Source organism: Pseudomonas brassicacearum, from assembly GCF_003732175.1.
GTDB classification, from domain to species: Bacteria; Pseudomonadota; Gammaproteobacteria; order Pseudomonadales; family Pseudomonadaceae; genus Aquipseudomonas; species Aquipseudomonas brassicacearum_G.
Genome location: NZ_MOBI01000007.1, coordinates 34,413 through 55,743, shown reverse-complemented (window position 1 = coordinate 55,743; position 21,331 = coordinate 34,413). Strand labels below are relative to the sequence as shown.

At 58.2% G+C, this 21,331-nt stretch carries 18 protein-coding genes, 1 tRNA gene and 2 riboswitches; of the genes, 8 read left to right on the top strand and 11 right to left on the bottom strand.

The features are described from left to right. Positions 1-26: 26 nt before the first annotated feature. The 4 genes from BK658_RS06465 to BK658_RS06450 all read left to right on the top strand — a co-directional run bounded on the left by BK658_RS06465 (position 27) and on the right by BK658_RS06450 (position 4,134). Positions 27-572 carry a DUF488 domain-containing protein gene (locus BK658_RS06465; RefSeq protein WP_123581584.1) on the top strand — a complete coding sequence of 182 codons (546 nt, stop codon included), beginning with the start codon at positions 27-29 and terminating at the stop codon, positions 570-572. A gap of 207 nt (positions 573-779) precedes the next feature. Then, positions 780-2,450, top strand: coding sequence for a glucose-6-phosphate isomerase (gene pgi, locus BK658_RS06460; RefSeq protein WP_221178596.1), 1,671 nt, complete (start codon positions 780-782; stop codon positions 2,448-2,450). Positions 2,451-2,506: 56 nt separating this feature from the next. Continuing rightward, positions 2,507-3,535: a class I fructose-bisphosphate aldolase gene (locus BK658_RS06455; protein ID WP_123581750.1), complete on the top strand. Its 1,029-nt coding sequence runs from the start codon at positions 2,507-2,509 to the stop codon at positions 3,533-3,535. Then, positions 3,532-4,134, top strand: a complete 603-nt coding sequence (locus BK658_RS06450; RefSeq protein ID WP_123581582.1) for a histidine phosphatase family protein — start codon at positions 3,532-3,534, stop codon at positions 4,132-4,134. Before BK658_RS06455 ends, BK658_RS06450 begins: the two co-directional genes overlap by 4 nt. Positions 4,135-4,152: 18 nt before the next feature. Here BK658_RS06450 and BK658_RS06445 read toward each other — a convergent pair whose 3' ends face one another. Further along, on the bottom strand, positions 4,153-4,419 hold the full coding sequence (locus BK658_RS06445; protein ID WP_123581581.1) for a hypothetical protein: 267 nt from the start codon (positions 4,417-4,419) through the stop codon (positions 4,153-4,155). Positions 4,420-4,629: 210 nt separating this feature from the next. Between BK658_RS06445 and BK658_RS06440 the strand changes: the two genes are divergently transcribed. Then, complete coding sequence (locus BK658_RS06440) at positions 4,630-5,241, top strand: dTMP kinase (protein ID WP_123581580.1); 612 nt, start codon at positions 4,630-4,632, stop codon at positions 5,239-5,241. A 575-nt stretch (positions 5,242-5,816) separates the two neighbouring features. Here the strand turns inward: BK658_RS06440 and BK658_RS06430 are convergent. After that, on the bottom strand, positions 5,817-6,809 hold the full coding sequence (locus BK658_RS06430; RefSeq protein WP_123581579.1) for a DNA-binding protein: 993 nt from the start codon (positions 6,807-6,809) through the stop codon (positions 5,817-5,819). Positions 6,810-6,990: 181 nt separating this feature from the next. Between BK658_RS06430 and BK658_RS06425 the strand changes: the two genes are divergently transcribed. Next, positions 6,991-7,971 carry a site-specific integrase gene (locus BK658_RS06425; RefSeq protein ID WP_123581578.1) on the top strand — a complete coding sequence of 327 codons (981 nt, stop codon included), beginning with the start codon at positions 6,991-6,993 and terminating at the stop codon, positions 7,969-7,971. Positions 7,972-8,018: 47 nt separating this feature from the next. Here the strand turns inward: BK658_RS06425 and BK658_RS06420 are convergent, their stop codons facing one another. Then, positions 8,019-8,363: a cupin domain-containing protein gene (locus BK658_RS06420; protein ID WP_123581577.1), complete on the bottom strand. Its 345-nt coding sequence runs from the start codon at positions 8,361-8,363 to the stop codon at positions 8,019-8,021. A gap of 179 nt (positions 8,364-8,542) precedes the next feature. Here BK658_RS06420 and BK658_RS06415 point away from each other — a divergent pair, with 179 nt between their 5' ends. Then, positions 8,543-9,139 (top strand): LysR substrate-binding domain-containing protein, encoded by a 597-nt coding sequence (locus BK658_RS06415; RefSeq protein WP_259740059.1) that lies wholly within the window; start codon positions 8,543-8,545, stop codon positions 9,137-9,139. A 3-nt stretch (positions 9,140-9,142) separates the two neighbouring features. On the opposite strand, the gene BK658_RS06410 is transcribed toward BK658_RS06415, so the two are convergent. Beyond that, positions 9,143-10,195, bottom strand: a complete 1,053-nt coding sequence (locus BK658_RS06410) for a sodium:calcium antiporter (protein WP_259740058.1) — start codon at positions 10,193-10,195, stop codon at positions 9,143-9,145. After that, positions 10,161-10,329: riboswitch (yybP-ykoY riboswitch) on the bottom strand. It overlaps the preceding gene by 35 nt. A gap of 406 nt (positions 10,330-10,735) precedes the next feature. Then, a riboswitch (M-box (ykoK) riboswitch) is annotated at positions 10,736-10,911 on the top strand. Positions 10,912-11,056: 145 nt separating this feature from the next. Here BK658_RS06410 and BK658_RS06405 point away from each other — a divergent pair. Further along, positions 11,057-12,007, top strand: a complete 951-nt coding sequence (locus tag BK658_RS06405) for a magnesium transporter (RefSeq protein WP_221178595.1) — start codon at positions 11,057-11,059, stop codon at positions 12,005-12,007. 57 nt (positions 12,008-12,064) lie between these two features. Here BK658_RS06405 and BK658_RS06400 read toward each other — a convergent pair. The 7 genes from BK658_RS06400 to fdnG form a co-directional block, all read right to left on the bottom strand. Next, a tRNA-Sec gene (locus BK658_RS06400) sits at positions 12,065-12,160 on the bottom strand. Between the two features lie 6 nt (positions 12,161-12,166). Then, the gene (gene selB / locus BK658_RS06395; RefSeq protein WP_123581575.1) at positions 12,167-14,086 is read right to left on the bottom strand and encodes a selenocysteine-specific translation elongation factor; all 1,920 of its coding nucleotides are present in this window, start codon (positions 14,084-14,086) and stop codon (positions 12,167-12,169) included. After that, positions 14,083-15,513: an L-seryl-tRNA(Sec) selenium transferase gene (selA, locus tag BK658_RS06390; RefSeq protein WP_123581574.1), complete on the bottom strand. Its 1,431-nt coding sequence runs from the start codon at positions 15,511-15,513 to the stop codon at positions 14,083-14,085. The genes selB and selA overlap by 4 nt, the downstream gene beginning before the upstream one ends. Before the next feature lie 87 nt (positions 15,514-15,600). Then, positions 15,601-16,527 (bottom strand): formate dehydrogenase accessory protein FdhE, encoded by a 927-nt coding sequence (fdhE, locus tag BK658_RS06385; RefSeq protein ID WP_123581573.1) that lies wholly within the window; start codon positions 16,525-16,527, stop codon positions 15,601-15,603. Positions 16,528-16,531: 4 nt separating this feature from the next. Next, complete coding sequence (locus tag BK658_RS06380; RefSeq protein ID WP_123581572.1) at positions 16,532-17,185, bottom strand: formate dehydrogenase subunit gamma; 654 nt, start codon at positions 17,183-17,185, stop codon at positions 16,532-16,534. Next, positions 17,182-18,132, bottom strand: coding sequence for a formate dehydrogenase subunit beta (gene fdxH / locus BK658_RS06375; protein WP_123581571.1), 951 nt, complete (start codon positions 18,130-18,132; stop codon positions 17,182-17,184). The genes BK658_RS06380 and fdxH overlap by 4 nt, the downstream gene beginning before the upstream one ends. Next, positions 18,132-21,197 carry a formate dehydrogenase-N subunit alpha gene (gene fdnG, locus BK658_RS06370; protein WP_148049704.1) on the bottom strand — a complete coding sequence of 1,022 codons (3,066 nt, stop codon included), beginning with the start codon at positions 21,195-21,197 and terminating at the stop codon, positions 18,132-18,134. Before fdnG ends, fdxH begins: the two co-directional genes overlap by 1 nt. Positions 21,198-21,331: the final 134 nt, after the last annotated feature.

Sequence of the window (21,331 nt, the reverse complement as noted above, 5' to 3'; positions counted from 1 at the left end):
TTTTTAATACGAGGGATCAAAGGCTAATGTTCGAAGCTCCAGTCGTTTATACAATAGGGCACTCCACCAGAACCCTTCCGGAGTTTATCGAATTACTTCAGCTCAGGAAGGTCGAGTGGGTCGTGGATATTCGTAGTGTGCCGCGATCTCGAACTAATCCCCAGTTCAATCTGGATAGACTGCCGGAGGCGCTTGCTGCGCATAAAATCGGTTATATGCAAATACTGGAGCTGGGTGGATTACGAAAAAAATCCAAAACAGTGCCGCCGGATATTAACGGGTTTTGGATCAACCAAAGTTTTCATAACTATGCTGATTACGCATTGTCCGATGATTTTGAATCGGGACTCTCACGATTGTCAGCGCTCAGTCAGGACCGGCAGTGCGCGATCATGTGTGCGGAAGCCGTCTGGTGGCGTTGCCATCGTCGGATCGTTGCTGACTACCTTCTCCACCGCGGTCGGCTAGTCGTTCATCTGATGGGCCGGGCCAAAGCTGAATCAGCAACAATGAATCGGGCAGCGACCCCTGCGGGGCATTCCCTTGTCTACCCGGCGCAGACTGTCGGATGAGGTGTGCCTGGCATGGAGGTTGACGACGCATTCATGTCCCGTCTTCCGAGTGAGCCCGGTACACATCTCTATGTGCGGCATCGTACCGATCACACGTTGGCTTTTGTGCATTCTGACTACACTGAAAAGCGAACATGAATCTGGCGCCTCGATCATTTTTTGCGCTGCAATTAGCTGCCGGAAACTCGCCACCGCTGGCGCGCTCGAATGAGTGAGCAAGTCATGAAAGAGTCAAATGCATTGTGCTCGCCATCTCTGACACAGTGCCCTGCCTGGAAAGCGCTAGAGGTGCATTATCAGACGGTGCACAAACTGCAACTGCGACAATTGTTTGGCGACGATCCTAAACGTGGCGAGCGCTTCAGCACGCAAGCGTGCGGAATTTACCTCGATTACTCAAAAAACCGCGTCACCGATGAAACGATGCATTTGCTCCTGCGACTGGCTGAGGCGCGTGGCTTGCGCGAACGTATCGAAGCGATGTTCACGGGCCAAAAAATTAATGTGACGGAGCAACGCGCGGTACTTCACATCGCGCTGCGCGCACCCAAGGAGGAGCGAATTGTGGTCGATGGCATCGACATCGTGCCGCAAGTACACACGATGCTCGAAAAAATGGCCGATTTCGCGCGCAAAATTCGGGGTGGTGAATGGTTGGGTTTTACAGGCCTGCCGATCTGCAATGTGGTCAATATCGGTATAGGCGGCTCTGATCTCGGGCCGGAGATGGCCTATGAAGCGTTGCGCCATTACCGTCAGCGCAACCTGACACTCCGATTCATTTCGAATGTCGACAGTACTGATTTTGTCGAGGCGACACGCGATCTTGACCCCGCAGAAACGCTGTTCATTGTCTGCTCGAAAACCTTCACCACACTCGAGACATTGACCAACGCCCATACCGCGCGCGCTTGGGTTTTAAGCAGCCTTGGAAATGAGCGGGCAATAGCGAAGCATTTTGTTGCCGTTTCGACCAATACCGAGGCGGTGACCCAGTTCGGCATCGATACCCAGCATATGTTTCGTTTATGGGATTGGGATGGTGGTCGCTACTCAATGGATTCGGCGATTGGTTTGTCGACGATGCTGGCCATCGGGCCGGAAAATTTCCGCGCAATGCTGTCCGGCTTCCATGCCATGGACCAGCACTTTCGCAGCACCCCATTCGAGCACAATCTGCCGGTTCTGATGGGGTTGCTCGCCGTGTGGTACAACAATTTCTTCGGTGCTCAAACCGTCGCGGTGCTGCCCTATGAGCAATACCTGAAGCGCTTTCCGGCCTATCTGCAGCAGTTGACAATGGAAAGCAATGGTAAACAAGTCACGCTCGATGGCGCACGCGTCGATTATCCAACGGGCCCCGTCTATTGGGGTGAGCCCGGCACCAATGGCCAGCATTCGTTTTATCAGCTTATCCATCAAGGTACGCCGTTGATCCCGTGTGACTTTATCGGTTTTTGCCAGGCATTGAACGCCTTGCAGCCACACCACGATCTCTTGATGGCGAATCTGTTCGCCCAGACTGAGGCGCTTGCTTTCGGCAGAACGGAAGCAGAAGTCAAAGCGGCGGGAGTACCTGACTGGCTGACACCGCATCGCGTTTTTGAAGGCAACCGTCCCACCAACACCCTGCTTGCCGAACGGCTGACGCCCGAAACATTGGGGAGTCTCGTAGCACTTTATGAACACAGTGTCTTTACTCAAGGAACGATCTGGAACATCGATTCATTCGATCAGTGGGGCGTCGAGCTCGGCAAGTCGATGGCGCAGAAAACCCTCTCTGAGTTGACCGGCAATGCTGATCCCCTGCTAAACCATGACAGCTCGACCGCTGCGCTTATCCGACGCTACCGTCAACTCAGAGAAGGGCAATCATGACCCGAATGGTTGTTGGGCGATGGGCGACTGACTCCGCTGTTAACAAGGGGATGAGCATGAATGCGCAAGCGCTAATAAACACCGCGAGGACGCTGGTAACAGACGACAAAGGGTTGCTGGCCATGGACGAAAGAAACTCCACGTGTAACCGACGTTTTGCCCAGGTAGGTATTCCTCAGACCGAGGAGGCTCGGCGCGCCTATCGAGAGCTAATTGTGACAACGCCGGGGCTCGGTCAATACATCAATGGTGCAATTCTCTACGATGAAACAATCCGTCAGCGAACAAAAACTGGCGCCTCATTTAGTAAAGCCCTGAGTGACGCGGGCATTATTCCCGGCATAAAAGTGGACATCGGTACAACAGACTTGGCCGGTTATCCTGGAGAGAAAATCACCGAGGGTTTGGACGGGTTGCGTGATCGGCTCAAAGAATACTTTCAAATGGGCGCCCGGTTTGCCAAGTGGCGCGCGGTGATCACCCTCGGTGATGACATTCCCAGCACCGGTTGCATCGAGGCCAACGCCCAGGCGCTGGCCCGGTATGCCGCGTTGTGCCAGGAGTCGGGGATGGTCCCCATCGTCGAGCCGGAAGTGCTTATGGGCGGTGAACATACCCTGGAACGGTGCGCCGCAGTAACGGAGGAAGTTCTGCGAATCGTCTTCAATCAGTTGCACGCCCAACGAGTGCTGCTTGAAGGGATGATTTTGAAGCCTAATATGGTGCTTCCCGGCTTGGCTTGCACTACACCGACAACGGTGGGCGCGGTAGCCGACTCAACTGTGAGTTGTCTCCTGCGAACCGTACCCGCCGCGGTGCCAGGCATTACGTTCTTGTCGGGGGGGCAATCGGGAGAGTTGGCTTCGGCACGATTAAATGCCATGAATGTGAAATTCAAGTCACGGCTGCCCTGGACATTGGCATTTTCGTTTGCTCGTGCTGTCCAGCAACCGGCTTTGGAGATTTGGTGCGGTGAGGAGGCCAACGTGGTGGCAGCACAACAGGCTCTGTTACACCGGCTCAGATGTAACCACGCGGCATGCCGTGGTGAATACGACGCTGCTCTGGACGGGCTGGCCGTATGATGCCCTCCATACCCACGCCCGTGCATCTTTATCTTGTCAGACACGGCGAAACTGAATGGACGCTTTCTCGGCAGCATACGGGCCGCACGGATATTCCGTTGACCGCGCGTGGCGAGAGCGAGGCGAAGAAACTTGCCTCGCACCTGCGGGATATCCCATTCACCCATGTTCTGACCAGCCCATTACGACGTGCGCAACAAACCTGTGTGTTGGCGGGGCAGGGGACGCACGCGGTAATCGTCCCGGATTTGGCAGAGTGGGACTATGGTGACTACGAAGGGCAGCGTTCAGTCGACATTCTTAAGCAGCGAAAGGGCTGGAATCTTTTTCGCGATGGTTGTCCGCAGGGTGAAAGCCCTGCGCAAATTGCCCATCGCGCTGATCAGGTTATCGCCCGGCTGCGTGCTCTGGAAGGCAATGTTGCACTCTTCTCCCATGGTCAATTCGCTTCCGTCCTGGCCGTGCGATGGATTGGTTTATCTCTGATCGCAGCGCAGCATTTTCCACTGGATACGGCCTCGCTCAGCATTCTCACTTATGACACTCATCACCCCGACGTGCCGGTCATCGCGTTATGGAATGCGTTCTCGGATGACTGACCTGGATCCTCTATCCAATCAATTGTAATGAGTGTCCTTGAGAAAGCTGAGAAGCTTGATTTTCACTTGGACTCTCAACGGTCCGTCGTTGAGCTTGAACAACTCGCTCATCACCCAAAGCCGCCAGCCTTTTCTGAGTACCGTTCTTCCGATGATGAGCCTCTCGAAGATGTGTTGTGCTTCGGCCTCCCTGTTCCGCGAGGCGGAGGTATTGTTCAGCGTAGGGGCCGGCTGCAGGCGTTCCGGGTCGGCTGTGACCCTCCTGGACGTGGCTGACGTTTCCATGATGACCTCCTGTTTGCCAGCCTTTGAAAGGAGTGGCACAGTGGGGTGAGCATCTTTGGGAACGAAGTGTAGGCCGAGGGTAGGGAGGCGCTAATGGAATTCCAAAAATGAGGTTAGAGTGGTCATCCATGTCTGTTTTCGCGCAGTTGCACCAAGCGGTTCCAGCGAACGTGCAGAGCCAGAAACTGTATATCCATCGTTATGTGAGCAATGAATCGTCCGCTGTTCGTTTCCCTGGATGGGCCCAAGGGCACCGGTAAAACCACACTGTTGGAGGCCGTTACGAAAGTACTGAGGGCTGACAACAAAAAAGTTATCCGACTTTGCGAGAGAAAAAGAGATCCCTACAGGGGTGAAACCATGGCCCTGGTTAACAATCTTGCCAGAAATCCCTCCAGGGATTTGGAGTGGGCTGTGTGCCAGGGCTTTGCTGAAAGCCGTAGCTGGATTTCCCGACACGTGCTGACTAAACAGCCGCTGGGCAGCATTATCTTGATCGATCGCTGGTATCCGTCTGACGCCGCGTTTCGACAAACAGTCCCGTTTGCCGAGATTCTCCAGTTGAACATGGATCGAGACGTGCGAGTGCCAGACCTGCATGTCGGCGTCGTCACCGCCCCGGATATTTCATGGGCAAGGGCAGCGACACGGTCGCGGGGACTGGGCGGCACTGTGATCCAGAAGTACGCAGAGCACGTCGCGTGTACCGAGCTGTTCGAGCAAGCGATTGCCGATCACGGCTGGGTTCTATGCCGTAATGAAGGAACAATTGAAGACGCGACGATGCAGGTGGTTTCTGAGATCTATGAGGTGCTTGGGTGATGTCGACGTGGAGCCGGGCGTTGCTATAAGTGCGTGTAGCGCAATACATGATTTAACATAATATACATTATGCGTTACTTCATGCTCTTACGTGGGGGGCAGTGGCGGTCAGATTTGAAGCCTGACACGACCTCTTACGCATCACCTGATTCAGCTTGCTGCCTAGCGATGTAACTCACAATGAATGAATCCTGCGATCCGCGCTCTTTGTGATATTCAACCACGCTGCCCAACGTCCACCGCAGCATCCTCATCAGAATCGGGTCAGAAAATTTCGCGCTATCGGACTCATACGTATACCGGCTGTTGGTGAATACATTGCGGTATCTCTCAAAGCAATCTTCTTGGCTGTCTAGGCACAGACTGCAACGGATCTGATCAGGAACGGCATGAAACAGTGTCAGCAGATCATGCTTGTCAGGATTCTTGCGGTTAGTTTTACCGATGCTCAGCAGGTGCTGGTGAGCCTTGGCGAGCGCTGTTGGATCAAGCCTGTAGTTTCGCCAGATGTCCCTAGGTTCTGATCACGCAATGAGATGAAGCTTTTGAGCAAGATCTCCATGCCGATTGCTGCATTAACTTGTGCTAAGTATTGCGCCTTGGCCATCGACTTTGTTCTCGGTAGAATTGCGAGCAGCATCTAACTTTTCAGCTAGTTCTGTCGCCTCCCGAGATCTCGTTTCCAAAACACCAATGAGTTCGTTGACTTCACGCTGCAAGCTGCTGACCTGATCCAGCAACACCTGTTTACCGCCTTCGCTCTGCGCGATCAGGGTTTTGAGCGAGTTTATTTCCCCCGTCTGGCGCTCCTTGACCAACTCCTGATCCAAATACGCCCTTAGCTGCTGGCGAGCTTCTGTTAATAGACGCTCGTTATCCCGATTCAACTGAGTCAGCTCATCCTGTTTGATGATGAGTGTTTGCTGCAGGTGACGCTGCTCCATCTGGATCTGCTGCAACTGCCCTTCATGGCGACGCTGTTCTTGCTCACGCTGTTCCTTGATCGCACTGCGGTAGTGCTCGAGCGCATCGCGAGCGTGTAGGTGCTTTTCTTCCAGCGAACGAATCTGCTCGTCCTTGTCCTTCAGCCGCACATCAAGATCCAGATTGGACTGACTCAACCGGGCATTGCGTGTTTGTTCGGCCTGTAATGTCGTACGGCAGGTCTGCAATTCGGCTGACTCCATATCCAGGGCGCTACGCTGGATATCGAACTGCTGCCGAAGCTCTCCCAGCGCATCCTGACTGGCTTTCAGCTGTTCGATCAACTCGCTTTTCTCGGTCCGCGAAGCTGCGAGTGCCTGTTCAATCTGCTCCTCGCCCTCCTCTGTCAGGCGCTGCGCCACCCGCGCTACCAACTCGTTCAACTCATCGCTCAGCCCCTGTTGAGGTGTTTTTCGACGCTGATCAATCTCATCCAGCTCCTTCAAATAGCGATGAATTGTGGTTTTCGAGCCGGTATTTCCGAGCTCAACCCGGACGGCATCAATGCTCGGATTCTCCCCGCGCGCCAGCAGCGCTTCGCGCGCTTTCTGCACGATTGCCTTGTTTACGCCGCCACGGGCCATTTTGTACTCCTACGATTTCGTACTGCTTTACATACTACGTATTTACGTTCTATTTTCGCGTAAAGTAAAGACCTGTAAATCCTTATCTATCTAATAAAATAATTGAGCGTTATCACATCAGATAGGCCAAAATCGTCCTTTCCACAATCGGAAAAGGTACGTTTACGGTGGAAGGCTCGAGATGAACAAAGCGGATCGCTACCTGCAGGCCGGTACCCGGGAAAACACCCGGCGCAGCTATCGCGCGGCAGTGGAGCACTTCGAAGTGACGTGGGGCGGGTTTCTGCCCGCGACCGGGGACAGCATCGTGCGCTACCTGGCGGAGTACGCCGACCAGCACGCAATCAGTACACTCAAACAACGCTTGGCCGCCCTCGCCCAGTGGCATATCACCCAAGGCTTTCCCGATCCGACCAAGACGCCGATGGTGCGGCAGATGATCAAGGGCATTCGCACCTTGCACCCGATCCAGCAAAAGCAGGCGGCTCCCCTGCTGCTCCAGCACCTGGAGCAAGCTATCCAGTGGCTGGAACGAGAGGCGGAACAGGCCGCCGCGCGGCACGACCTGACGGGGATGTTGCGCAGTCGGCGTGACATCGCACTGGTATTGATTGGGTTCTGGCGCGGGTTTCGCGGCGATGAGCTGTCACGACTCAGGGTCGAGCATATTCAGGCAGAAACCGGCTCAGGGATTACCTTCTACCTGCCGCACAGCAAAGGTGATCGTCAGCACCTGGGAACGACATTCCGTACGCCAGCCTTGAAGAAGCTCTGCCCCGTCCAGGCCTATGCGAACTGGATTACCGTCGCCGGCATTGCGCAGGGGCCGGTCTTCAGAAAGCTCGATCGTTGGGGGCATCTGGCAGAGGATGGTCTCAATGCCAACAGCCTGATCCCTTTGCTGCGTCGAGTGTTTAGCCGAGCAGGCGTGCCCGGCGAACTGTACACCAGCCACTCATTGCGTCGAGGGTTTGCGACCTGGGCTACCGCTAATGGCTGGGATGTCAAAGCGCTGATGACGTACGTCGGCTGGAAGGACATGAAATCGGCTATGCGCTATATCGACACGGCCGACTCATTTGGAGAATTAGCTATGGAGCATTCGCCCTCTCCTTCGGCGATGCCTCGAAAACATTCCAGCGCTCTCGCCGATAAGCTCTAGGTTGTGGCATTGATTCAGGTTGCCTGATAACTGCGCAACAGCTGAGCTCACTCTTGCCTGACAATATCGACCGATATCTCCACCGCCGCAATCGTGCCTCTGTTCTCAAGCCAGTGCGTGGTGTTCCTGTCCTCGGGCCAGCCCACTCCCGGCCCGTAGTCCGTGGCGACTCCATTTCGATGGTCAGTGATCGTTCCTTGCAGTATGTAGACGATGCCTGGTCGGTCTTTATGGTTGTGAACCGGACCGAAGACGCCTCCCGGCTCGATGGTTACCATACGCATTCGAAATTGGCGTCCTGCCATGCCCTCGATTTCAGGACCAAGGTCAACCGTGGCAAGTAACTTCACCGCAACACCTTTCGTTTCAGGTGCAACTTGTTCGTTGCTCATCGTGTTCTCCTCGCTGTACAGACAGGGCCTGACTGGAAGTAGACACCCAAAAAGGCTAACCGGGTACCCTATCCTGACGCTACGGGCCCATGAGTGACCTTTGACCCGTCGAGGCCTTGCGCCAATTGCACAATTTCAGGGAAGACATAGATCAAATGCGTTAGCGAAAGTCGGCACGATTGCTAGTGATAAGTCCTTCGCGGCACGTCCTCCTGTTCAGGTTTTTCCATAAAGACGGGGCTTTAGCCGGTAGAAATTACTGGGCCACTCCCGGTGGTGGACTTGAAGACGGGGAAACATTCCAGGCGGCTGCAATACGCGAGCTGCGCGAGGAGACCGGTATTCAGGTCAACACACTCCAATATCTAGCAACCCATGGCGCCCCCGAGCACCCAGGGGATCTGGAGCGTTTCGACTGTATTGTCCTCAACTCTGTTGCCGGACCCGCGAACGACTGGCGCTTCACCCGACATGGCAAAGTTGAAAACTATACGGTCCCGCTCGCAAACGCTCGCGAGACGAATGACGGCGCGGTCGCTCGAGAGTGGGCGGTTCACGGTTACGGCATTGCAATGAAATCACTGTGGGATATTGGTGCAGACCTGCGAGCAGGACGCTTGGAGATCCTGTTGCCGGAGTGGCGATCTGTGGAGGCGCCGGTACATGCCCTGTATCAACGCAACCGGTACATGGCGCCTCGCGTACGTGCCCTTCTCGATTTTCTGGTCGAGCGCTTTGCTGAAGAATCCAGTCAGCTGGACGACTACTTGAGCTGACAGCTACGCCAGATCAAGAACCTTCAAAAGGACTGCAAAAAGGATGTACAGCAACACCATCGATGCCAATAGCCAGCGCGAGATGATGCCCTTTCGGAAAGCGAAGAACATGATGCCCACCCCTATCAGGGTGATGATTGCCGCCAGAACCAGCGACGTGTCCAGCGCCCAAGGCGTAAAGAACAGTCCGAATGCAGTGGGCACTGTGGCTTGAATCATCATGGCACCACTGATGTTGGCCAAGGCCAGTCGGTGTTTACCCTGGCGAACCCAAATGATCGCATTCAGCGTTTCAGGTAGCTCGGTAGCAATCGGGCTGAGCAACAGGGCCAGCAATTGAGGGTGAATACCCAGCATTGGACCCAGGGCATCGAGTTGCCCGACAAAGAAGTGAGAGGCCGCAAAGATAACTGCTAATGCAATAAGCGTTTGAATCACTGCCGCCGAGGTCGACGGAGTCGCTTTGCCTGGCGCCAGTTTCAGGGGCTCGAGTTCAAGCTCTTCTTCATCCTGCTCACCGCGCATTTCCTTCCAGAAATACGCCGCATAGGCCGCCAGGAAAAGCACACCCAACCAAGGTTTGTAGGCGAACACGACAAGGCCGAGCGCAATCTTCGCCACAAAGATTACGAGGAACCAGCCTTGATCACGACTGAGTCGTTTGAAGTCACGGCGGATGGCCTCGGTATTCGCCAGGCGCTGACGACAGACCAGGAGCGTCACACCGACTACCGCATAGGCGATCGTCGCCAGGACCAGAGGGCCGCCAAGTGCAGCGCCGACGCCGAGGGACTTCTGCTCTGGCGTGTCGCCAAACACAACGGCAATAAAGGTGATGACACTTTCCGGTAACGCCGTACCAAAGGCCGCCAGAATGGAACCGGTGGCTTGTTGTCCGATCGCAAGCTTGCGACCGACCCACTCGACGCCATTGACGAAGTATTCACAAGCCAGATAGATGACAACCGCGGAGCCCAACAGCAACGCAAACGTCATGGGCATTGAATGCATGAGTAAACCTGAGGGGCCGGACACAAGAGCCAATGGTTCAGACACCTGCGTCCGACCCACAGACAGGTATCTTCACCAATGGTCTTGCCAAGTCATACGACCGGTCACGCCATGGCTTGCGAGCCAAGTATGTTGACGTGACCCCTTCCGGAAACGAAGGCGGCTACTCCCCAAGGGAGCGGCGATCCTAATGACGAAGCACAAATGCGTCAACGGCTTAGTTGCAGATACAACATGTTAAATGACCAAGAATAGAGTCGACGCTTCAAACTTTCGCCCTATTACTTTGTTGCAGGCCCATATATAGCTAGCGCGGGAGGTACTATAAACAATCGACACAAGAATTTGTAACATTATATGTTGCCAAAAACATCAAATGTCACTTTCTGAATGAACGCTGAACACTATCAATCGAGTGGGTTACAGCAAAGGTAATCCCTCTTATTCTTGTTCCGGACGTAATCCTTCAGGGGTTGCCGAATATTCTGTAATGGCAATTATTATTGAGGAGGTGATTAAACAGCAGCGAACTGATACCGGCGTTGCCCGACTCCAGATCGGTACCGCCCTGATGTATTTAATGTTGCAGTATCTCGTTCGGCGAGGCTCCTATACAAACACAGGTCACTGATCTGACGACGTCGAGAGACGCCCAAGGTTAAGACAGGCTCTATCGGATTAAGGTTTAGCCCAAAGTGACTTCCGGCCGAAGTGGCCCGGATACGTTGTACAGTGCCAAAACTTAGACGTGGAGATCGCTTTCTGCACTCTCTTCTCTGGTTTACGCCCCTATGTGAGAACTGTTTGTGGTCAAAACAGCTATGGGGACTACCTCAAATGTCAATGGCAAGCGCTACCCCTTCCACCTTCAAGGATATCCGCCTGAAAGACACAGTAGTGTCTTACATGAGTCCTCTGCTCATCACCGTGACCGGCAGCATGACGGTCAACCAGGCCAGGGAACATCTGCTCAAGCAACTGCCGGACGATGATATTCCGGCCCACATCTTTGTCACCGACCCGCACCGTGTTTTGCGTGGCCAACTGTCGGTGAAAACACTGCTCACCGAGAAAAACACTGACCTTTGCGTCCGCGATCTGATGATGCCCATTCGCTTTTCGGTTTCGCCGAATCAGCTCCGGCACGATGTCGCGCCCGAGCTGATCGAGAAAGGCGTCGACATTGTCCCCGTGGTCAGCGAAGGCCGGCTATTGGGCGTGCTGTATGAAAAAGAAATCGCCGCGCTGATTCAGGACGAAGGCACCGACGATGCCCAACGCCAAGGCGCCAGCCTGCCACTGGAAACGCCCTATCTCAGCACCAGCCCTTGGAGCTTATGGAAAAAGCGTTTGCCGTGGCTACTGCTGCTGTTTCTCGCCGAAGCCTATACCAGCACTATCTTGCAAGTATTCGAAGAGCAGCTCGAAGCCGCCATCGCCCTGGCCTTCTTCATTCCCCTGCTGATCGGCACTGGCGGTAACAGCGGCACCCAGATTACCTCCACGCTGGTACGGGCCATGGCCTTGGGCGAAGTCAGCCTGCGAAATGTCGGTACGGTGCTGCGCAAGGAAGTGACCACCTCCTTCATGATTGCACTGGCCATCGGTATCGTGGCCTGGATCCGGGCGTGGATGCTGGGAGTGGGATCGGAAATTGCCATGGTGGTCTGTCTGACGCTGGTCGCCATCACCATCTGGAGCGCCGTCGTCTCATCCATCATCCCGATGCTGTTAAGAAAACTGCGCATTGATCCGGCAGTGGTCTCTGCGCCCTTCATCGCGACCTTTATCGACGGCACCGGCCTGGTCATCTATTTCAACATTGCCAAACTGGTGATGACCGACCTACCGGCTTAAGCCACCCGCCAGGCCGCCCCGAATCGCCAGATCCCGGAGCGGCCTTGGCTTTAAAAATGGCGGAAAGCAGCAGGAGTCGAACCTGCCCGGGAACGGCTGCCGTCCCCAACCGGGTTTGAAGCCCGGCCGCGCCACCGGACGCGATTGCCTTCCTTGAAGTCAGCTCTCTGGGCGCTGCGCCAGAGCATTGTCCGCACGGATGCAACGCTGGTCGCCAAGCCGCCGGGTCAAGCCGATCCGATCGAAGAACTCGAGTATCTGGATGCTGCGTTTGCGGCCGATCCCTACCTTGTCGCGAAACGCCGCCGCCTGAATCAGCGGGTTGTCATCGACCAGTTGCAACAGCATAGCCGCCAGCTGGCACACCGACGCATCGAGGTAAAACAAGTCACGGACGATCTGGTGCACCAGTCCTAATCTCGCCATCTTGCGTAGCAGCAAACGTACGGCAGCTTCGTCACGGTCAATGGCGCTGGCCAGGTTGCGCACCCAGGGAGGGTCGAAACCAGACTGTTCAAACAAGGGTTGCAACCGTTGCCACAGGGCCTCGTCCTCTTCACTCAGTCTCACTTGGTGGCCGGGTAAGTGCAGCCAGGGCCCACTGACTGCAATGGCGCCGCTGGACAGCAGTTCATCGAGCAGACTGATGAAGGTCGGTCGGTCCAGCGGCGTGGCTGCGAACCGGCGCAAGCGATCCCTGTCAGGCCCCAACTCGTCCGGTTCAAGTTGATGAAAGTGCGCCAGGTGTTCCAGCAACGAGACTTTCAGCGCCTCCCAGCGTTCGGTGTTGAACAATAGCGGACCTTGGCGCGTAGCAATGACACGGACATCCGCTGGCAAATGCCAGGTGCTGCGCAGGCGATTGAACTGGCGCTCCAGGCGCACCGGGTCGAGCCCGGCGTCACTATTGGCAAGCAGTTCTGGCAGTGCTTGCTCCAGGCTTTCGCTTACGGCCAGGGTTTGCAGCTGCGCCAGTCTGGTTGGGCTCCGGCGCTGGCGGGCCGGGGCAAACGGATCGAGCACCCGCCCTCCACCGAGGGTGCGCCTGGCGCTCTGGTCGCGCAGGACCAAACGGTCGCCATGCACCGCTTGCAACGGCGTGTTCAGCAACAGTTGCGCAAACATCCGCTCCCCCGGTGCCAGGCGTGTGCCCTCCAGCAATGCAACCCGGGCGGTGAGGTCCTGCGTTCCCAAATGTACATGCACCGGGCTGAAATGTTCGAAGGCACGTGGTTCGCTGGCCAGCAACTGCATCTCGATGTCCAGGCGTTGCGTGGGCGCGTACAGCCACTCGGCCAGCAACCAGTCACCGCGATGAATCTGCTCCAGGGCCAGGCGCTCGGCACTCAGGTTCAACGCCACCCGCTGCCCGGCCCACGCCTCGACGACGAAGTGGTTCTGCGCATGCAAACTCCGCACTCGCACAGGCTTGCCTGTCTGGCCCAGCAGAAGTGTGTCGCCCACCCTCACCTGGCCGGCCAGCGCTGTGCCGGTGACCACAATACCGGCGCCAGCGACGCTGAAGGCGCGGTCGATAGCCAGACGGAATCCCCCACTGGCGCTACGCTGCCGGACCTCGCACTGGGCAGCCAGCAATGCCAGGCGCAGGGCTTCAATGCCCTCCCCGGTCAGGCTCGACACGGCAAACTGCGGCGTTCCGTTATAGGACCCTGGCGCGAGCAACGCGGCGATCTGGTCTTGTACCGACTGCACCCGTGCCGACTCGACCCGGTCGCATTTGCTGATCACCACCAGTGCCCGTGGAATCCCCAGTAGTTCGACGATCGCCAAGTGCTCGCGGGTCTGGGGCATGACCCCGTCATCGGCAGCCACCACCAGCAGCACCAGATCAATGCCTTGAGCGCCGGCGAGCATGTTGTGGATGAAGCGCTCATGACCCGGCACATCGATAAAACCGGTCATGTCCGCGCCCGGTTCCAACGGTGCATAAAGGAAGCCCAGGTCGATGGTGATGCCGCGTTCGCGTTCTTCCCGGTGACGATCGCCGGCCTGCCCCGTCAGGGCCTTGAGCAAGGCCGTTTTGCCGTGGTCAATGTGTCCAGCGGTGCCGACGATCACCTGGCCTCCCCCACTCCTTGCAGCAGGTCGAGTTGGGCGAGCCAAGTCGCTTCGTCGTCCAGCTGGCGCAGGTCGAGCCACAGGGCATCGTCGTCGATACGACCGAGCACCGGAATGGGCAAGGCTCGAAAAGCGGCTTCCAGTCCACGCAGTTGCCGACCACGCAACCGTTTGGACACCTGCGGACGCAAACACAGGGCGGCGCTTGGCAAGCGGGCAATCGGTTGGCTGCCGCTGCCGATCATGCCCAGTGCCGGCAACGCGGTTACCGCCCAGCCGGCGCCCAGTACGCGCGCGAGCAGCGGACACAGGCGTTCGGCTTGAGCAAGGATATCGGCTTGCGGTCGGGTGAGCAGGCGCAGGCTGGGTAAGCGCTCGGCCAAACGGTCGGGATCGCGGTACAGACCCAGCACGGCTTCGAGGGCGGCCAGGGTCAGTTTGTCCACGCGCAGGGCCCGTTTGAGCGGGTTTTTCTTGATCAGGGCGATCAGGTCCTTGCGACCGACGATCAATCCCGCCTGAGGACCACCGAGCAACTTGTCACCGCTGAAGGTGACGATATCGGCCCCGTCGGCCAGCGCCTGGCGCACTGTCGGCTCGGCAGGCAGGCCCCAGCGGGTCAGGTCCAGCAGACTGCCGCTGCCCAGATCTTCAAGCAATGGCAGTCCGTGCCGATGGGCCAGCTGCGCCAGTTCGGCGGTCGGTACCTGGGCAGTAAAGCCCTGAATGCTGTAATTGCTGGCGTGTACGCGCATCAACAAGCCGCTGCGCGGGCCGATGGCGGCTTCGTAGTCGCGGGGATGGGTGCGGTTGGTGGTGCCGACTTCATGCAGCCTGACCCCGGCCCGCGCCATGATGTCGGGGATGCGGAATGCCCCGCCGATTTCGATCAGCTCGCCACGGGAGATGATCCCCTCTTTGCGCGCGCCCAGGCTGTTGAGCGCGAGTAACACGGCGGCTGCGTTGTTGTTGACCACCGTCACCGCCTCGGCACCGGTCAGCTCGCGTATCAAGCCGTCAATCAGGTCGTCGCGGTCACCGCGCTTGCCACTTGCCAGGTCGAATTCCAGATTGAGCGGATAACGGGCGGCCTGTTGCACCGCCTCGATCGCTTCCTCCGGCAACAGCGCCCGCCCGAGGTTGGTATGCAGTACCGTGCCGGTGAGGTTGAACACTCGCCGAACCCGGCTTCGGTGCTGGGTTGCCAGGCGCTCGCCGGCCCTCCCCGCCAACACCTGAGCCGTGAGCTCAATGGCATCAAGCTGACCCCGTTGAACCGGTTCCCGCACATCGTCGAGCAATTGTCGCAGGGTCGCGAGCAAGGCATCGCGACCATAACGTTCAGCCAGCAGTTGGCAGGCGGCGTTGCGCAGCAGGCTATCGATGGACGGTAAACGCGCGGGGACGGTGGCAAGTTTTGCGGGCATCAAGGGGGGCTCCCTGAAACGGTTGGCCGTCACGGGAGTGGAATGAAACAGGCTCCGGTCCCGGAAACCTGAGTGTAGCCGCTGCGATCAATCTCCCCCTGGCGCCAGCATCAGGTTCGGCGCCAGACGCTGGTAACCTTCCAGGTCCAGACGCATGTCCAGCGTCAAGCTGGCGAGGTCCGTTGAGAGGGCTTCGGCCTCAGCGTCGTTTTCCAGGTAGAGCAGTTTCAGGTAACTGTTGCAGCCGGGGCAGATTTCAGCCCGCAGTGGCGCCTGGCTGGCGGTATGGCGATCATCCTCGAAACTGACGTATTTGAGCCCCTTGCTCTGCTCGCAGTAGACGCATTTGACCCGCACCACATGCCATTCGCAGGCACACAGCGAACACACCAGGTAACGTAACCCGTTGTATTTTCCCCGCTGGTGAATCACCCCGGCCATGGCCGGTGAACCACAGGCCGGGCATTGGCCAAGGCTGGCGCAAGGCTTCAGTTCGCCCGCCGGCATGCTGAGCAACCAGTGGCTCCATGCCGCCTGCAAGGCCGCGCCGAGAAACGGCACCAACGCCGCCGGCACCCCTGCGTACTGGCCGCTGAGCAAGGCAATCGCCCAGACCTTGCGCTGCCCGAGGCTGGCGTTGTGCAAGGTTGCCACGGCACTTTTCACTGCCGAGCGCGGCGGCGCCTGGTAACGCCGCAGCAAGGTTTCCAGGTACGGCAGCCAGCCATCCTCGCGTACCAGACTGTCGGCGGCCAGCGGCGGCAAGCCATGTTCCTGGCACAATAACAGGCGCTCAGGGTCCGGCGCTTGGGCCAGCGGTGGCTCGTCCAACAGGCTTTGCTGGACGTAGCACAGGTCGGCGACCAGCCGCAGGAAATCGGCCAGTGGATGCCCATTGGCCAATCGCTCCAGGCGCACGGCGCGCAAGGCGAACAGATTGTGCGGCGGCAGGCGCAGGAACGGCGGCGAGCTCGCCGCCGCCTCGATTTGTCCGGGCTCGAGTATCGTGCTCAAGGCATCATCCTTTCTTGCTTATCTGGCTGTCCGGGCTCTCGTCGCGCGTCACCTCGCGGTACCAGAGTGCATGATGTTTCTTCGCCCAGGCACGGCTGACCCTGCCATGCAGCATCGCGCTGACCGAGCCTTTGATCCAGATGCCGGCGTAGATGTGCACGATGATGCTCAGCACCAACACGAACGCCGCCAGGGCATGCAACAGCATCGCCAGGCGAATCGAAGTGATGCCGAAGTATTGGCTGAAATAGGCCCGCCAGATCACCACCCCGCTCAGCAGCAATATCAGCATGCAGACCAACAGGGTCCAGAACAGCAGCTTCTGCCCGGGGTTGTACTTGCCAATGGGCGGTACGCCTTCCTCCTCATTGCGAATCACCCGGTTGATCCGTTTGAGCCACAGGCGGTCGTTGTCGATGAAAAAGTTGGCCCGCCAGAAGCGGATCACCAGCCCGAGGAAAAACACCAACATCAGCACGCCCATGAAGGGGTGCAGGATGCGCGTCCATGGCCCGCCGCCGAACAACTGGCTGAGCCAGAACAGCGACGGGTGAAACAGTGCCAGGCCCGACAGGGCCGCCATGAAAAACAGAATCGCCACCAGCCAATGGTTGGTGCGCTCGTTGGCGTTGTAGCGCAGGATCGTTTTGTTGTTCATGGTCGTCTGTCCTCCTGCGATCCTGGCGTGTTCGGGTCATAGACATGCACAGTCGGGTCGACCTCGTGCACGCTGGAGTCCTTGCCCGGCGGGTGTTCGTCTTCCTCGACGCGCTGCGGGCCGATGCGCACGTAATGAAAGAATCCCGCCAGCACCGCGGCGCCCATGGCCAACAACGCCAGTGGTTTGCTCATGCCTTTCCACAGCCCGACCAATGGACTGATGGCCGGCTGATTCGGCAAGCCGGCGTATAGCGATGGCTGGTCGGCGTGGTGCAGGACGTACATCACATGCGTGCCGCCGACACCGGCAGGATCGTACAGACCGGCATTTTCAAAGCCCCGTGACTTGAGGTCGACGATGCGCTCGGCGGCGTGTTCTTTCATGTCCTCCTTGCTGCCGAACACGATGGCGCCGGTCGGGCAGGTTTTGACGCAGGCCGGTTCCAGTCCGACCGCCACCCGGTCCGAACACAGCGTGCACTTGTAGGCCTTGTGGTCTTTGCGCGAAATGCGCGGAATGTTGAACGGGCAGCCAGTGATGCAATAGCCGCAGCCGATGCAATGGTCCTGGTCGAAATCGACAATGCCGTTGGCGTGTTTGATGATCGCCCCGGGACTTGGGCACGCCGCGAGGCAGCCGGGTTCGGCGCAGTGCATGCAGCCGTCCTTGCGGATCAGCCATTCCAGATTGCCGGCGTCGGTTTCGTGCTCGGTGAAGCGCATCAGGGTCCAGGTCTCGGCGCTGAGGTCCTGCGGGTTGTCGTAGGTTCCATGGTTGTGACCGACCTCGTCGCGCAATTCATTCCATTCCGAACAGGCCACCTGGCAGGCCTTGCACCCGATGCACTTGGTGGTATCGATGAGTTTGGCGACTTCCTCCTGTTGACGTACCGAAGGCGGCAAGGTGGTGGTGGCCGAACGGGCAATGATGTCTTGGTTGGCCATCAGATTTTCTCCACATTGACCAGGAATGACTTGGATTCCGGGGTCTGTGTATTGCCGTCACCGAGGAACGGCACCAGGGTGTTTGTCAGGTAGCCATGCCGGGTTGCCCCGGTGAACCCCCAGTGCAACGGGATGCCGATCTGGTGCACGGTCTGGTTGTTGACTTGCAGCGGACGAATCCGTTTGGTCACCACCGCCACCGCCTCGATATGCCCGCGTTTGGAGCTGACCCGTACCCGGTCGCCTGCGGCAATCCCCTTCTCCTTGGCCAGGGCTTCACCAATCTCGACGAACTGCTCGGGCTGGGTGATGGCATTGATCGGGCAATGCTTGGTCCAGAAGTGGAAGTGTTCGGTCAGCCGGTAGCTCGTGGCGGCATAGGGGAAATCCTTCGCCGTCCCGAGCGACTCCCAGACCGAATCGAAGATGCGTCCGGCCGGGTTGCTGGTCGCCTTCTTGTTGGTGGGGTGCAGCGGGTTGATGCCGATAGGCGTTTCGAACGGTTCGTAATGTTCCGGAAATGGCCCTTCGTTCATCTTGTCGAGGGCGAAGAAACGCGCCACCCCTTCGGGGTTCATGATGAACGGGCTCATGCCCGCTTCCGGCGGTACGTCGGCCTTGTAGTCGGGCACGTCGGTGCCGCCCCAGGATTTGCCGTTCCACCACACCAGGCGCTTTTTCGGATCCCAGGGCTGGCCTTTCGGGTCGGCCGAGGCGCGGTTATAAAGAATGCGCCGGTTCATTGGCCAGGCCCACGCCCATCCCAGGTTCTGCTTCATCCCGAAAGGGTCGCTGTTGTCGCGGCGGGCCATTTGATTGCCCTGCTCGGTCCAGCTGCCGCAGAAGATCCAGCAGCCCGACGCCGTGCTGCCGTCGTCCTTGAGCTGGCCGAAACCGGACAACTGCTGCCCGGCCTTGAGGGTCGTTCCCGTGGCGTCGGTGACGTCGGCAACGGCGTAGCCGTTGAACTCCTTGGCAAGTTCTTCCGGCGTAGGATTGTCAGGCACTTTATAGGGCCAGTTGAGCTTGAGAATCGGCTCGGCGAAAGTCCCGCCGTTGGCCTGGTAGCGCTGACGCAAACGGATGAACAGCTCGCTCATGATCTTGATGTCGGTGCGTGCTTGTCCCGGGCCGTCGGCGCCCTTCCAGTGCCATTGCAGCCACCGGCCGCTGTTGACCAGTGAGCCGTCCTCTTCGGCGAAACAGGTGGTGGGCAGGCGGATAACTTCGGTCTGGATGCCGGCCGTTTCGACATCGTTGTAAGGCCCGACATTGCGCCAGAATTCCGAGGTCTCGGTGGCGAGCGGGTCCATCACCACCAGCCACTTGAGTTTGGCCAGCGCGGCCATCACCCGGTTTTTGTCGGGCAAGGCGGCGATGGGATTGAAGCCCTGGCAGACGTAGCCGTTGACCTGCCCGCTGGACATCATGTCGAACACTTTCAGGATGTCGTAGCCGGGGATATCGAGTTTCGGCAGCCAGTCGTAGCCCCAGTGGTTCTCGGCGGTAGCGTTGGCGCCGTACCAGGCCTTCATCAGGCTGACGTGGAACTTGCCGTAGTTCTGCCAGTAGGACAACTGCCCGGGCCGCAACGGTTTGAGCGCACGCTTGGCAATGTAGGCGTCGTAGTCCTGTTCGGCATCGCCCGGCAGGGTCAGATAGCCGGGCAGCAGGTTCGACAGCAACCCGAGGTCGGTCAGGCCCTGGATGTTGGAATGCCCGCGCAGGGCATTGACGCCCCCGCCCGGCATGCCGATGTTGCCCAACAACAACTGCACCATGGCCGCGCTGCGAATCATCTGCGAGCCCGTCGAATGCTGGGTCCAGCCCAGGGCATAGAGAATCGTCATGGTCTTGCCCGGCTGCGAGCAGGTGGCGATCTCTTCCCAGATTTTCTGCAGGGCATCTTGCGGCATGCCGCAGATCTGGCTGGTCAGCTCCAGGGTGTAGCTGCTGTAATGCTGCTTCATCAACTGGTAGACACAACGCGGGTGTAGCAGGGATGGGTCGACTTTGGCGAAACCATCCTCGCCGATTTCATAGCCCCAGCTGGACTTGTCGCTGTAGGTGCGCTTGGTCGCGTCGTAGCCGGTAAACAGCCCGTCCTCGAAGCCATAGTCAGCCTTGACGATGAACGACACGTCCGTATAGGCGTGCACGTACTCGTGCTGGATCTTGTTTTCAGTGAGCAAATAGTTGATCAGACCGCCCATGAAGGCGATGTCGGTGCCCGTACGAATCGGTGCGTAATAGTCGGCCACCGAGGCGGTACGGGTGAAGCGGGGGTCGACCACGATCAATCGCGCCTGGTTGTGCGCTTTGGCTTCGGTCACCCATTTAAAGCCACAGGGGTGGGCTTCGGCGGCATTACCGCCCATGACCAGAACCAGATTCGCGTTGGCGATATCGGTCCAGTGGTTGGTCATCGCACCTCGGCCATACGTTGGGGCAAGACTTGCCACCGTCGGGCCATGTCAGACACGTGCCTGGTTATCGAACCCCAGCATGCCCAGACTGCGAACGACCTTGTGGGTCATGTAACCGGCTTCGTTGGAGGACGCCGAGGCGGCGAGAAAACCCGTCGTCAGCCAGCGGTTGACCGTCTGGCCCTGGGCGTTCTTCTCGATGAAGTTGGCGTCACGGTCGGCCTTCATCAGGTCGGCGATGCGATCCAGTGCTTCATCCCAGGACACCCGCGTCCACTCCTCGCTGCCCGGCTTGCGCACCTGCGGATATTGCAGCCGGCTGGGGCTATGGACGAAGTCCAGCAGGCCTGCGCCTTTGGGGCACAGCGTGCCGCGATTGACCGGGTGGTCGGCGTCACCTTCGATGTGGATGATGCTCTGGTTGACGTTCTTGGCCGCATCACCCTGGCTGTACATGATCAAGCCGCAACCCACTGAACAGTAGGGGCAGGTATTGCGGGTTTCACGGGTATGGGCCAGCTTGAAGTGGCGGACTTGCTCGGCGAAGGCTGGCGCGGGTGCCATACCCAGCGCGGCCAGGCTGGAGCCTCCAAGGCCGATAGCGGCGACCTTGAAGAACTGACGACGGTTGAGGTCCATCGTGCGCTCCTGATCAGGTGGAGTTACCCGGAACTTGCCCGGGAAATCTTGGACGAACACGGTGACTGAACGACGGCCGCCGACACTTGAAACTATAGTCAAGATTGCACGGGATGTGACGAAACCCGGTCATC

Bases quoted from the DNA above. Each gene is read 5' to 3' on its own strand.
- fdxH (WP_123581571.1), bottom strand. From the start codon at position 18,132: ATGGCCAACCAAGACATCATTGCCCGTTCGGCCACCACCACCTTGCCG.
- BK658_RS06425 (WP_123581578.1), top strand. From the start codon at position 6,991: ATGAACAAAGCGGATCGCTACCTGCAGGCCGGTACCCGGGAAAACACC.
- BK658_RS06455 (WP_123581750.1), top strand. From the start codon at position 2,507: ATGAATGCGCAAGCGCTAATAAACACCGCGAGGACGCTGGTAACAGAC.
- BK658_RS06430 (WP_123581579.1), bottom strand. From the start codon at position 6,809: ATGGCCCGTGGCGGCGTAAACAAGGCAATCGTGCAGAAAGCGCGCGAA.
- BK658_RS06445 (WP_123581581.1), bottom strand. From the start codon at position 4,419: ATGGAAACGTCAGCCACGTCCAGGAGGGTCACAGCCGACCCGGAACGC.
- pgi (WP_221178596.1), top strand. From the start codon at position 780: ATGAGTGAGCAAGTCATGAAAGAGTCAAATGCATTGTGCTCGCCATCT.
- BK658_RS06420 (WP_123581577.1), bottom strand. From the start codon at position 8,363: ATGAGCAACGAACAAGTTGCACCTGAAACGAAAGGTGTTGCGGTGAAG.
- selA (WP_123581574.1), bottom strand. From the start codon at position 15,513: ATGCCCGCAAAACTTGCCACCGTCCCCGCGCGTTTACCGTCCATCGAT.
- BK658_RS06405 (WP_221178595.1), top strand. From the start codon at position 11,057: ATGAGTCCTCTGCTCATCACCGTGACCGGCAGCATGACGGTCAACCAG.
- BK658_RS06450 (WP_123581582.1), top strand. From the start codon at position 3,532: ATGATGCCCTCCATACCCACGCCCGTGCATCTTTATCTTGTCAGACAC.
- BK658_RS06465 (WP_123581584.1), top strand. From the start codon at position 27: ATGTTCGAAGCTCCAGTCGTTTATACAATAGGGCACTCCACCAGAACC.
- BK658_RS06380 (WP_123581572.1), bottom strand. From the start codon at position 17,185: ATGAACAACAAAACGATCCTGCGCTACAACGCCAACGAGCGCACCAAC.
- BK658_RS06440 (WP_123581580.1), top strand. From the start codon at position 4,630: ATGAATCGTCCGCTGTTCGTTTCCCTGGATGGGCCCAAGGGCACCGGT.